The organism is Bacillus sp. AF62 (genome assembly GCF_050312695.1).
Taxonomy (GTDB): domain Bacteria; phylum Bacillota; class Bacilli; order Bacillales; family Bacillaceae_G; genus Bacillus_A; species Bacillus_A cereus.
The window spans coordinates 133,962-146,648 of sequence record NZ_JBNPJZ010000093.1 but is presented as its reverse complement, the minus strand read 5'-3'; the positions used below and the strand labels follow the sequence as shown (position 1 = coordinate 146,648).

Sequence of the window (12,687 nt, the reverse complement as noted above, 5' to 3'; positions counted from 1 at the left end):
AGGTGGTGACAATGTGAATTACTTTTCTTACCTCTCCTTAGAAGAACGGCAAAATTTTTTCTATAAAGAACCTCTTAGTTTTTCAAAAAATATAGGGAAAGAACAACTAGCTTACGCACTAGGCGCTACACTATATACTCCTGGCACGAAAGAAACGATTGCGGAAGATATAATTAGAAAGAAACATGTGGATGCTACCTCAATTATTCTTTGTCTAGAGGACGCTATCAGCGATGAAGAAGTAAAACTTGCAGAGCAAAACATCGTCGTTCAAATACAGCAAATCGCTAACTTAGTCAGTGCCAACATACTAAATCAAGCAGACATCCCACTTCTTTTTATTAGAGTTCGACAGCCAAGTCAAATGAAGACAATTGTTACTGAATTAGGTAGTGCTGTTCATTGTTTATGTGGTTTTGTCTTTCCAAAATTCACACCGATTAATGGAAAGGCTTATATCAATCAGCTTGCATATATAAACGAGGTATACTCATTATCGCTATATGGCATGCCGATTTTAGAATCACCAGAAATTATGTATAAAGAAACACGGATAGAATCATTATTACAAATAAAGGATTTACTAGATTCCTATCGTGATCACATCTTAAATGTACGTATTGGTGCTACTGACTTTTCAAGTATATTTAGTATTCGGCGTAATAAATACACACCTATCTATCATATTACTGTTGTTCGTGATTGTATTTCGGACATTATTAACGTTTTCTCAAGGGCAACAAATGAATATATTATTTCAGGATGTGTATGGGAATATTTTTCTAATGATTATGAAGAAGGGCTCATCCAAGAGGTATCACTCGACCATGCAAATGGATTAATCGGAAAGACAGTTATTCACCCATCTCATATTAAAGTTGTACAGGCAATGCACATTGTCACAATGGAAGATTATTTAGATGCGAGATCAATTTTACAAAATGCAGATACGTATAATGGAGTGCTAAAAAGCAGTTTTTCTAACAAAATGAATGAAGTAAAACCTCATTATGGCTGGGCTCGCAAAACCATTTTAAAATCTAATATTTACGGGGTGCTACATGAAAACAAACAATTCACCGATATCCTTATTACAAACGCAAAGCAACACGTATAACGTTTTAAATAATATACAAGTCCATGTAGAAGTACGTGATAATCCATATAATTTAGCGCTAGACAAGCTTTTTCAAATGGCTGCGAGAATAAATAAGAAACGTAGTTTTTTATTTGTGAGTACAATCCTTGGAAAGCATCTTCCTATTAAACCTGCAGTCTCCCTATCAAGTGGAGTTGCTCTCGCTGCAAGATATATGGAAATACTACATAATATTTCTCATCCATTTCAAAAAGAAATTTTAAATCTCATTTCATTAGAAATTGATGAAATCCCAGAGGAAGTATTTCGTTATCAATATCCTCTGCAAGAAGAAGTTTTGTTCATCGGATTCGCTGAAACAGCGACAGCACTTGGTCATTCTATGTTTCAATGCTTTCAAAATGCAAAGTATGTGCATACAACTAGGGAATCGATACCCCACCTAGAATCTGTCATTACATTTGAGGAAGAACATTCTCATGCAACATCGCACCGTTGTTATGTAGATGAAAGCTTTTTTCAAAACAACAATCCAATTGTTCTCGTAGATGATGAGATGACAACAGGAAAAACAGCATTAAATATTATTAGATCTATTCAAAATAAATTCCCACGAGAAGAATATATAATTGCTTCTTTATTAGACTGGCGTTCTCATACTGATAGAAAACAATTTAAACAATTAGAAGAAGAACTTCAAATTAAGATTCATGTTATTTCTTTATTAGAAGGCAGTATTCATACAACTGGCCAACCATTAAATATTGCAAAAACAGATATTCAAATTAAAGAAACAAAACCTGATTTCAAAAAACATACCCTTACCTGCCCAAAATCACCCTATACATCAAATTATATAAAATATACTGGGCGATTTAGCATTTCAGCATATGAACAAAAGCACATTCATTCTTTCGCTCAAGAAGCAGGAAAAGCTTTAAAAAGAGAAAGAGTTGGAAAACGAACACTCTGTCTCGGAACGGGTGAATTTATGTATATCCCAATGAAAATTGCTGCTGAAATGGGTGAAAATATTTTATATCAATCTACAACAAGAAGCCCTATCCATCCTGTTTCAAATGATGTGAACTATGCCATTCATAATCATTTCTCATATCCAAGTCCTGAAGATTCTACTATTACAAATTACTTTTATAATATTTCACCTCATGATTACGATGAAGTATTTGTTTTTATTGAGCGTGATTTAGGAGAAAAAGCCCTGTTTCCTCTTCTACAGCAGTTACAAACAGTTATTCCCTTTATTCATATCGTCTCATTTTCAAATAGTATAGAAAAGGAAGGTTGATAATTATGGTAAAAGTAAATTCTCATATTAGTAGTTACAATCCAAATGATGCTATTTTTCTATTAAAAGATATTAGTGATTTAATGAAAGAAAGTTCCACGGAAACTAGAGAACAAGCAATTCAAGCTGGCACACATTATTCCGAAATGTTACCAATGGAATATAAACCATCTAAAGCGTATATGGATTTATTCTTTTCTTCCCTGCAACAATACAAACACAAACTAGCCATCGCTGTTGGAGTTGTCGCCGAACAGATTATACAAACTAAAGGAACTAACCTTGTCCTCGTTTCATTAGCTCGTGCTGGTACACCTATTGGCATTCTTATCAAACGCTACATACGCTATCAATACAACCTTGATGTACCTCACTATTGTATTTCAATTGTTCGCGGACGCGGTATTGATGAAAATGCACTCCATTATATTTTAGAACATCACCCTAAAGAAACAATTCAATTCATTGATGGATGGACTGGGAAAGGTGCAATAAAAAAAGAATTAGAATATGCAGTACACACATTTAACGAACGAAATAATACACACATTTCTCATTGTATGGCTGTGCTTGCTGATCCCGGTTACTGTACTTCAATTTACGGTACACGTGAAGATTTTCTTATTCCTAGCGCTTGCTTAAATGCAACAGTCTCTGGACTAATTAGCCGCACTGTACTAAATGACACCTATATCGGTCCAAATGATTTTCATGGTGTTAAATATTATAAAGAGCTAGAACAAGAAGACTTATCAAATTTCTTCGTTGATGAGGTAACAGATTTATTCCCTTCTGTTCATTCTCATATAGATAATCAATTACGTTATATTACTTCAACTTACACTGATCCATCTTGGCAAGGATTAAAAGATATACAGTCTATCCAAAATCACTTTAAAATTGACGATATTAACTTAATTAAGCCAGGAGTCGGTGAAACAACTCGCGTATTACTCCGGAGAATACCGTGGAAAATTTTAATACGCCAGCAAAACAATCCCGATTTAAAGCATATTTTACTTCTCGCTAAAGAAAAGAATGTCCCTATTGAAATCTATGAGAATATGGCTTATTCATGTTGCGGGCTCATTAAGCCTCTTAGGAAGGAAACAATATGATTTTCGCCAGTGATCTTGATCAAACGCTTATTTATTCCCGGAAATCGTTTCGTGCCCCTATAGAAGATGAATCAATTCAACTCATTGAAACTTTAGATGGAAAAGAAATTTCTTTCATATCACATAAAACCATTTCACTACTAAAAAAATTACAACTGCACTCACATTTCATCCCAGTTACAACAAGAACTATTGAGCAGTTTCAGCGTATTGCTTTATTCCAAAACGAAATCATTCCCGAATACGCCATTACAAGTAACGGCGGCAATATCCTTCATAACGGGAAACAAGATGGTACTTGGAACAGGACAGTAAAAGAAAGACTATCGGTTGAATGTATAGAGAGAAACGACATACTAAAGGAATTTGGACAAATAGCTCATAAAGATTGGGTTATATCACAAAAAACAGCTGATGATCTATTCCATTATTGCATTATTAAACGGGAGAACATTCCTTATGATGAATTATCATCCTTCACTTCCTGGTTAGACAAACAAGGCTGGAATCATTCACTTCAAGGTAGAAAGCTATACTTTGTACCAAAACCAATTAATAAATGGGACGCCGTGCAATATATAAAAGAAATTTTGCAAATAGATACGATTATTACAGCTGGGGATTCTTTACTTGATTTATGCATGCTTGAAAAGGCGAACCATGCCTTCGCACCACTTCATGGTGAGTTAGGGGCAATGCATGATAACTTACAACCCCATATTTTAAAAACAGACGCAATCGGCATATATGCCGCAGAAGAAATCGTAAATAAATCACTTCAAATTATTCACAGTTCATTACCTACCTCATGATCATAATATGCACAATTGCATACGCACCGCGATTAAACAGATGGTACAATTTATTTGAATCGCTGTTGCTACACTTCTTGATTAAAGAAAAGGCGTTAACACGGAAATTAGCGTCTTATCAACCTCAAGCAATTGGCACATTTTGTCATCTTAAAAGACACTCGAACGAGTGTCTTTTTTTCTATATCCAACAAGGACTTACTCATTTTCAAAGTATAAATACATAAAATAATGTAAATCATTACACGCATGAATCACTTTCTAAAAGTTATAAAGTAGATTCAAAATAAAAAAAGCACTCTTAACTAGAGTGCTTTTTACTTTCAAACAAGGAGGCTACATATATGGATAGTACTCTCGTATTTAACTTTGGCATTGGTATTGTTATCATTTTATTCGTCTTCTTTGTACTTTGTATGAGCGGGGTATAAAAAGGCGATTTTCGAGCGTCTTTTTATACATACATATGTATTACTTGACTTCTATAAAAGCAGTAACCATAATAGTTACAGATATACAAATAGCTATTCACATATCCACAAATAGGAGGAAGAACAATGAAACATGTAATCGTTTATGCACACCCAAATACAGAAAGCTTCAACCATGCGATTTTAGAAACGGTAAAACGTGAATTAGAAGAAAAAGGTCATGAAGTACGCGTTCGCGATCTATACGAATTAAACTTCAATCCAGTATTAGGCGCTTCCGATTTCATCTCATTTTCTCAAGGAAACACACCCGAAGATATTAAAGAAGAACAAGAGCATATCTCTTGGGCTGATAGCATTACATTCATTTATCCAGTGTGGTGGGCGGGACTTCCTGCTATTTTAAAAGGATACGTTGACCGTGTGTTTAGCCATGGATTTGCTTATGCTTACGTTGAAAACGGCATTGAAAAGTTATTAAGCGGTAAAAAAGGATTGTTATTATCTACAATGGGCAATACGAAAGAGGCATACACAGCAGGCGGCATGTTTGATGCAATGAAGAAAACAGCGGATGTTGGTATTTTTGAATTCACAGGTATTGAAACACTTGAGCATACATTCTATACAAGTGTCCCTTCTGTGGATAATGATGTGCGTAAACAATATCTTGAAGAAGTAAAAGACGTTGTGAATCGTGCATTCTAATAAAATTATATCAGCGATTTTTTTAATATATCAGCGCAACTCAGATTATATCAGCGATTTTCTAAATATATCGGCGTAACTCAGATTATATCGACTTACCGACAAAAATCGACACTAGTCACAACGAAATAAAAAAAGCTGTTCCAAAGTTTGGAACAGCTTTTTTCATTACATCTTCTCAATCCACTCCGTCAAGTTATGCACAACTTGCGTCGGTTGAACTTCGTATTCTGTTAACTTCTCCACAGTTGTGACTCCAGTGTGGACAAGAAGCGTATGCATACCAGCATTTACTCCTGCTAAAATGTCTGTATCATAGTTATCCCCAACCATTAATGCTTCATCTTTTCCTATACCAAGAACTTTTAAAGCTTGTTCCATAATGATTGATTCTGGTTTTCCGATAAAGATTGGATCCACACCTGTCGATACTGCTACAACCGATGTTAATGAACCGTTACCTGGTAATAACCCGCGCTCAGTTGGGATGGCAATGTCCCCATTTGTGGAAATAAACGTTGCACCGTTACGCACAGCAAGACACGCTTTTGCTAACTTTTCATATGTGATGTCACGATCTAAACCAACAACAACGAAATCAGGATTTTCATCCACAAGTTCAAATCCTTTTTCCACAAGTGCATCGTGTAAGCCTTCTTCACCAATCATATATACAGTTGCATCTTGTTTACGTTCATAAATGAAGTTCGCAGTCGCCATACTCGTTGTGAATACTTGCTCTGCTTTCGCTGGAATATCGAAACGAACAAGTTTTTCTGCCACTTGTTCTGGTTTACGCGTTGAGTTATTCGTAACGAATAAATAAGGAATGCCGCGCTCTCCTAAAGCTTTTACGAAGTCGCTCGCTTCTTCAATTTGTTCTTCTCCGCGATACATCGTACCGTCTAAGTCAATTAAGTAACCTTTATACATCATTATGTCTCTCCTTCTATGCTAACGTTCTCACCTATCATACCACTCTTATATTACCCGCTTTTTCCAAAGAAAAAAACGCTTTACCTTAAAGCGCCCCATAACGTTCATTTTTTCTCTTTTATTTGGTAAGAACAACTACAATCGCCCTCGCACATGTTTGCTAGCGTTTTCACATCTGCGTTCGTAAATAAACGCTTATACATCTCTTTTTCATCTTCACATACTTGCGGGAATCTCTCTGCAATTTCTTTTAACGGACAGTTTTGTTTTTCAATTACGAAAGAGTTCTCTCCATCTCTCTTTATTTGAACCATATAACCATTTTTCTCTTGCATAGCTGCTATCTCTTGCACTTTATATGCTAAATTCTTTTGATTACTTACTCTCTTTTGCAACTGTTCTTCCATTCGCTTCGTTCTCTCTTTTAAAACGTAACGAAGTATTTTTTCATCGCCCATTCGAGCTAAATCTTCTAGCATATCAATCGCAAATTGCTTATACTCTTTCGGGAATGTATCTTCTCCCTTTTCACTTAATCCATACAAATAAGTTGGTCTTCCGACATGTTGCCTTACCATCTTAGAATAAATGAGTCCGTCTTTCTCAAGATTACTTAAATGTCTTCTGATTGCCATTTCTGTAATCTCTAAAACGTCAGCTAGTTCAGCTACTGTGTGCTCTCCCTTTACTTTCAACAATTGTACAATCTCGTCTTTCGTAGTACGTGCTTCCCCCATACTTCACCCTTCTCCCTTTTCTTTCTCACATACAATATAAGATCCCCAAAAGGTATTCTCTGGGGATCTTATAAGCATAATTATTCTGGTACAAATGCAGATACAGGTCCTAATTCCTTTTCTAAATAACTGCGAATATTTGCTGGGTACTTTTCCACCACTGCAATATGTTTTTGAATCGTCTTATATAATTCATCATGATTCATTTGAATATAATCTTGCGTAAGCATTTTTCGAAGAAGGATAATTTCTTTCATCCCTTGGCCATCTTCTTCACTTATCACTCGCTCGTCCATTAAAATATCAATAATATCTTCATAGCTTCCTGGATCGCGCATAATAAATCCATCGATCATCGCATTTCCTACATCTAATACAGTATCAATAATAAGATGGGCTATGCGCTCTAATGCGTAAAATTCAAACTCGGTTTCATATATCTTTTTCTCTTGAAATGTACTTGTTGCTCGTTCTAAACATACTAGCATTTGTTCTATTTTCTTTCTGTCTACAAAATACATGAATGTCACCTACCTGGAAATTAAAGCATTTACATTTTAATTGTAACGCTTTCTTCTGAAAAAATCGACAATTTTTCGAATTCACCTTTTCTCCGTTATTTGTTATAGTTATATTTGTATGATTTTTGAAATTGGAGGAATGGAATCTTGGAACGTGAACTCGCACTAGAAATTGTCCGTGTAACAGAAGCAGCAGCCTTAGCATCCGCACAGTGGATGGGCCGCGGAAAGAAAAATGAAGCAGATGATGCAGCAACTACAGCAATGCGTGATATGTTCGATTCAGTAAACATGGCAGGTACAGTTGTAATTGGTGAAGGAGAACTTGATGAAGCACCGATGTTGTATATTGGTGAAGAACTAGGAACAGGTAACGGTCCGGAAGTAGACATCGCCGTTGATCCATTAGAAGGTACAAACATCGTTGCAAAAGGTCTTGCAAATGCAATGGCAGTTATTGCAATCGCAGACAAAGGGAACCTTCTTCATGCTCCTGATATGTACATGGAAAAAATCGCGGTTGGTCCAAAAGCAGCTGGTAAAATTAGCTTAGATGATCCAATTGAAAAAACAATTGAAATTGTAGCAGAAGCTAACAATAAAAAGATTCGTGACCTAACGGTTATCGTTCAAGAACGTGAACGTCATCAAGATATTATTGACCGTGTTCGTGCAAAAGGTGCACGCGTAAAATTATTTGGTGACGGTGATGTTGGTGCGTCAATCGCAACAGCACTACCTGGAACGGGTATCGACTTATTCGTAGGTATTGGCGGAGCTCCAGAAGGTGTTATTTCTGCAGCAGCATTAAAGTGCCTTGAAGGTGAAATGCAAGCTCGCTTAGTTCCAATGAACGAAGAAGAAGAAGCTCGTTGTCGTGAAATGGGATTAGAAGACCCTCGTCAACTTCTTATGTTAGATGACTTAGTATCTGGGGATGATGCAATCTTCTCAGCAACTGGTGTATCTGCTGGTGAGTTATTAGACGGTGTTAAATTCCTTGGCGGCGATTTAGCTGAAACATACTCTATCGTAATGCGTTACAAAACAAGAACAGTACGATTCATTAAAACGCATCACCATTTAGATCATAAACCACACTTAAACTTAGATATTTAATAAAGGAGCCATGTGTATGGAAGAACGTTTCTTTCTGTACGACGACACTGTCGCTACAAAAACTCGTTTCGTTAGCTTTATGGGAGAAAATGAGCGTCATGATTTAGCGCTTTTATACTCCGATCGTCATTACGGTAAAACAATTGTACTTGATATGCAAAGTAATAAATTTGCAATTATCGGTGCTGACGATTTAAACGAACCAGGCTACTTAGAGCACGCATTTTCTATGACTGAAGAAATTGCAGAAGAATTACGCTCATTTTTATTTGAACTTATATAATTTATCGTATGCACCAGCTATTTTAGCTGGTGTTTTTCCGTTATAAGAGTTTCGAATTTTCAATCTTTTATGTTATAATTAAAAATAAATCTATTTGGATAGAAAGGACGTTATCTACGTATGCCAACAACTACTTTGTAATGGACCAGCAATTGGATAGCATTACTCTCAAAAAAGCACCGTGCTTTTTCAAGGGAGTAGTCTGCCCATTCCCATTACAAAGGAACGTATTGCATCTGTAGTATGATGTTTACGAAGGTTCCTCTTTGGGGAACCTCCTTTTATTTTTGTCTTTTTCTCATGCCTTCATACTACAAGACATCCAAATAGCTGTATTACGTTTCTTTGCCACTACTATAAGAGGTGAAGGAAAATGCAGAAAGTACAACTTTCTTGGAGTTTATATGAAAATCAGCAACACACAATCGAAAAATATTGTAAAAATTGCGGACGTACTACCCTATTTACTGATACGAATATTCGTAGGCATAACGCCAATGGAAAAAATATATACCGCTTTGCCATTTATAAATGTCCGAAAGATCATACGTGGAATCAAAAACTGCGTATTTATAAATCATTTACTGATCACGTTGAAACGATCGATATGACTCAGCAAGATCAAACGGAAACAAGTACTACTATTTCTATTACGCAACATAAAGAAAGTGGAGTAGCTGAAATCACGATCGTATTAGACCTCATTTTCGGTTCCCACCGCATTGATAAAGCCTTATCCACATATATTTCTGACTGGAGCCGTACACTCATTGTAGATAAAATTAAAAATGGGGATATTCAATTGAACGGACAACAAATGAAGCCAAATACAATACTTTCTGAAGGCGATCATATCTCGATTTGTTTATAAGCGAGAATATGTAAAAAAATCCTCTTACAATTGTAAGAGGATTTTTTTATTTCTTCACTTTTCGTAATACGAAGTGTGCACAACCGAAGTTACAGTACTCGTATAAATACTCCGTTAACGTACTAATTTTCGTATCATATGTCGCACGTTGGTTACTATCATCAAAGAATCCTCGCAGTCTAAGTTGCTCATATCCCCAGTCTCCAACGATATAATCATATTTATTTAAAATTTCTGCATAGCGCTCTTTAAATGCTTCTTCACTAAAACCGTCACGAAAGTTTTTAATTACTTCGTACTGAACATTATTAATGCTCACCGTAGCATGAATCTCTTGCTCTTGCTTTTGCTCCATCATTAACTTCCTCTCTAAGCATTCTTCTTTTTATCGTATCACAAAGCATAACAACCAACAATTTCAAATACAAAAAATTGCAAATTAGTACATGCTATGGAGAAGGAGGTGATACATCGTGAAAAAACAAATTTTACTTTCCCTTCTCACTCTTTCCTTATTTGCAGGCTGCCAATCAGCGAACAAAGCTGAAATGGAACGTGAAGAAGGAAGCCGTGTTCTTGTTTCCAATAAAAACGACATGTATCATACGGAAAATACAAATACAAGACTCACAAGAGTCGGTTATTCTTCTAAACAAAAGCATGAAGTATCTAACAAACAAGTAGGGGCCATTAATCGCGAGAAAGTCGCTGAAATGATTACAAGCATGACAGTCAAACTTCCTGACGTTACAAACGCTGCTACACTCGTTACCGATGATGAAGTGTTCGTTGTATATCGTGCAAACACAACCGATCCAAAACTCGTAGCGGATCAAGTATATAGAGCTGCTTTGTCCATCGCCCCTCGCTATTATAAAGCATATGTATCAACAGACCAAAAGTTGATTTCCCAAATTCAAGGTCTTCAATCTGGCGCATTAAATGATACAGAATATACGCAAAGCCTCGATATGCTAAAACGTGAAATGAGTAAAAATCCTCATTTGAACAATACGGGGGATCAGACTTTAAATAATATGATTAAAAAGTAAAACAGGTGGAGAGAACCTCCACCTGTTTTACTTTTTATTTTTTATTACGATCCGCATAAATCTCCATCGCATCACACATAAACTGCGCTAACCCCTCGCCAAACTTATCGATATTTTTCGTGAAGCGCTCATCAGCGACGTACATTTGACCGAGTCCCTTAAAAGCGTCTAATGAATAGTGACTAAAGTTTTGCAAGTAATCGTACCATACTTTGATAGCTGCCTGCGCCTCTTTAGAATCTGGTGCATCGTGTCTAAGCGTTGCTAAATTTCTATAAATAGCATTAAACTCCTCTTGGTTCTCTTTTGACATACCTTTTGCATATTCGTTCGCTTTATCTACAGCTGCGTTTCCCCATTTTTCACGTGCTTCTTCTTCATATGGGTTATGGCTGAAATCGAATCCTTCAAACTTCTCTTTGTTCGTCATTTCAATCTCTCCTTTTGTATGCTGAATTGTTTTATCAATCGTCGCAATCACCTTATCTAATCTGGCACGCTTTTCAAGAAGCATTTTCTTATGAAGCTGTAGTGCCTCTTCGCGATCAAATGATGGACTCATGATAATCTCTTTAATTTTTTTCAAAGGGAAGCCTAGTTCTTTAAAAAACAAAATTTGCTGCAATGTCTCTAAATTCTCATTGGAATACAGACGATATCCAGACTCTGTCGTCTCGTCTGGGGTTAACAACCCAATTTCATCGTAATGATGCAGTGTGCGCACACTAATTCCAACTAAATCAGCTACTTCTTTTACTCTCATTGTCATTTGTATCTCCCCCTTAGTACATACGATAAAGTATGACGCAACGTTAGAGTCAATAAGTAAATTCATTTTCTTTCTAAAAGTTTCATCTCTCCTCTATTTCATGCATAATAGATATGTACATATATTAGAAAGCGGTGAAAGTATGGTTTCAAATACTGTAATTGCCAGCATCATTTTTCAACTCATTGTCTCGATTCTGGTCCCAATTATCGTACTCGTTTATTTCCGTAAAAAATATAATATTAATTGGAAAGTAGTCGGCGTTGGTGTTCTTATCTTTATCGGATTCACCCAAATTCTTGAAACACCATTCCACCTATTTATGCGCGGTAATCCAACAATCGCTCCATTTTTAGAAAATCCGTTTGTCTTCGCAATTTATGGCGGATTGACTGCTGGTATTTTTGAAGAATTAGGACGCTTCGTTGCCTTCTTCTTCTTACTAAAAAAATATCTAGAATATAAAGATGGCTTCGCTTATGGAATTGGTCACGGCGGAATTGAATCTATTTTAATTGGCGGTTTTTCTGCATTACAAGCATTAATTTTTGCTAATTCTATTAACGATGGTAGCTTCTCTCGACTGATTGAACAAAAACCCGAGCTCAGTATTTTACAGGACATGTTAATTCAGCAACCTGCCTACTTATACTTCCTTGGTAGCTTAGAAAGAATTATGGCACTCGTGCTTCAAATCGCCTTTACAATGCTTGTTTTATACGCAGTAAAACAGAAGAAATACATCTTCCTAGTATACGCTATACTATTCCACGCATTTGTAGACTTTTTCGCGGCACTTTACCAAACAAAAACAATCAACATCTTCGTTGCCGAAGGAATTACACTTCTGTGTACAATTGGCGCTGTCGTTCTTATTCGCAAAATGAAAGAGAAATTAATGAGTGTACCGGAGTAAAAAATA

The 12,687-nt window shown here is 36.1% G+C and carries 15 protein-coding genes; 10 read left to right on the top strand and 5 right to left on the bottom strand.

Annotated elements, in window-relative coordinates:
• Positions 1-13 precede the first annotated feature (13 nt).
• From ACQRBL_RS25425 to ACQRBL_RS25405, 5 genes are all read left to right on the top strand, one after another.
• Positions 14-1,117, top strand: coding sequence for an HpcH/HpaI aldolase/citrate lyase family protein (locus ACQRBL_RS25425; protein WP_411996045.1), 1,104 nt, complete (start codon positions 14-16; stop codon positions 1,115-1,117).
• Entirely contained in the window at positions 1,062-2,408 is a 1,347-nt protein-coding gene (locus ACQRBL_RS25420; protein ID WP_023523339.1) for a phosphoribosyltransferase family protein, read from the top strand. The genes ACQRBL_RS25425 and ACQRBL_RS25420 overlap by 56 nt, the downstream gene beginning before the upstream one ends.
• A gap of 5 nt (positions 2,409-2,413) precedes the next feature.
• Entirely contained in the window at positions 2,414-3,526 is a 1,113-nt protein-coding gene (locus ACQRBL_RS25415; protein ID WP_000241506.1) for a cysteine protease StiP family protein, read from the top strand.
• Positions 3,523-4,338 carry an HAD family hydrolase gene (locus tag ACQRBL_RS25410; protein WP_000575380.1) on the top strand — a complete coding sequence of 272 codons (816 nt, stop codon included), beginning with the start codon at positions 3,523-3,525 and terminating at the stop codon, positions 4,336-4,338. The genes ACQRBL_RS25415 and ACQRBL_RS25410 overlap by 4 nt, the downstream gene beginning before the upstream one ends.
• A 557-nt stretch (positions 4,339-4,895) precedes the next feature.
• Positions 4,896-5,477: an NAD(P)H-dependent oxidoreductase gene (locus ACQRBL_RS25405; RefSeq protein ID WP_023523340.1), complete on the top strand. Its 582-nt coding sequence runs from the start codon at positions 4,896-4,898 to the stop codon at positions 5,475-5,477.
• A gap of 168 nt (positions 5,478-5,645) precedes the next feature.
• Here the strand turns inward: ACQRBL_RS25405 and ACQRBL_RS25400 are convergent, their stop codons facing one another.
• The 3 genes from ACQRBL_RS25400 to ACQRBL_RS25390 all read right to left on the bottom strand — a co-directional run bounded on the left by ACQRBL_RS25400 (position 5,646) and on the right by ACQRBL_RS25390 (position 7,671).
• Complete coding sequence (locus tag ACQRBL_RS25400) at positions 5,646-6,410, bottom strand: TIGR01457 family HAD-type hydrolase (RefSeq protein WP_000276470.1); 765 nt, start codon at positions 6,408-6,410, stop codon at positions 5,646-5,648.
• A gap of 107 nt (positions 6,411-6,517) precedes the next feature.
• Positions 6,518-7,150 (bottom strand): helix-turn-helix transcriptional regulator, encoded by a 633-nt coding sequence (locus tag ACQRBL_RS25395; RefSeq protein WP_000503347.1) that lies wholly within the window; start codon positions 7,148-7,150, stop codon positions 6,518-6,520.
• An 80-nt stretch (positions 7,151-7,230) separates the two neighbouring features.
• Positions 7,231-7,671, bottom strand: a complete 441-nt coding sequence (locus tag ACQRBL_RS25390) for a DUF86 domain-containing protein (RefSeq protein WP_000274010.1) — start codon at positions 7,669-7,671, stop codon at positions 7,231-7,233.
• A gap of 147 nt (positions 7,672-7,818) precedes the next feature.
• Between ACQRBL_RS25390 and glpX the strand changes: the two genes are divergently transcribed.
• The 3 genes from glpX to ACQRBL_RS25375 all read left to right on the top strand — a co-directional run bounded on the left by glpX (position 7,819) and on the right by ACQRBL_RS25375 (position 9,944).
• Positions 7,819-8,790, top strand: coding sequence for a class II fructose-bisphosphatase (glpX, locus tag ACQRBL_RS25385; protein WP_000439090.1), 972 nt, complete (start codon positions 7,819-7,821; stop codon positions 8,788-8,790).
• Between the two features lie 16 nt (positions 8,791-8,806).
• Positions 8,807-9,073, top strand: coding sequence for a DUF3055 domain-containing protein (locus ACQRBL_RS25380; RefSeq protein ID WP_000392611.1), 267 nt, complete (start codon positions 8,807-8,809; stop codon positions 9,071-9,073).
• Positions 9,074-9,446: 373 nt separating this feature from the next.
• Complete coding sequence (locus ACQRBL_RS25375) at positions 9,447-9,944, top strand: cytoplasmic protein (protein WP_098376891.1); 498 nt, start codon at positions 9,447-9,449, stop codon at positions 9,942-9,944.
• A 46-nt stretch (positions 9,945-9,990) separates the two neighbouring features.
• Here ACQRBL_RS25375 and ACQRBL_RS25370 read toward each other — a convergent pair whose 3' ends face one another.
• Complete coding sequence (locus tag ACQRBL_RS25370) at positions 9,991-10,302, bottom strand: YutD family protein (protein WP_000970508.1); 312 nt, start codon at positions 10,300-10,302, stop codon at positions 9,991-9,993.
• Between the two features lie 115 nt (positions 10,303-10,417).
• On the opposite strand from ACQRBL_RS25370, the gene ACQRBL_RS25365 reads away from it, so the two are divergent.
• Complete coding sequence (locus ACQRBL_RS25365) at positions 10,418-10,996, top strand: YhcN/YlaJ family sporulation lipoprotein (protein WP_411996044.1); 579 nt, start codon at positions 10,418-10,420, stop codon at positions 10,994-10,996.
• 34 nt (positions 10,997-11,030) lie between these two features.
• On the opposite strand, the gene ACQRBL_RS25360 is transcribed toward ACQRBL_RS25365, so the two are convergent.
• Positions 11,031-11,765 carry a MerR family transcriptional regulator gene (locus ACQRBL_RS25360; protein ID WP_098376892.1) on the bottom strand — a complete coding sequence of 245 codons (735 nt, stop codon included), beginning with the start codon at positions 11,763-11,765 and terminating at the stop codon, positions 11,031-11,033.
• 100 nt (positions 11,766-11,865) lie between these two features.
• Between ACQRBL_RS25360 and ACQRBL_RS25355 the strand changes: the two genes are divergently transcribed.
• On the top strand, positions 11,866-12,681 hold the full coding sequence (locus tag ACQRBL_RS25355; protein ID WP_002094186.1) for a YhfC family intramembrane metalloprotease: 816 nt from the start codon (positions 11,866-11,868) through the stop codon (positions 12,679-12,681).
• Positions 12,682-12,687 lie beyond the last annotated feature (6 nt).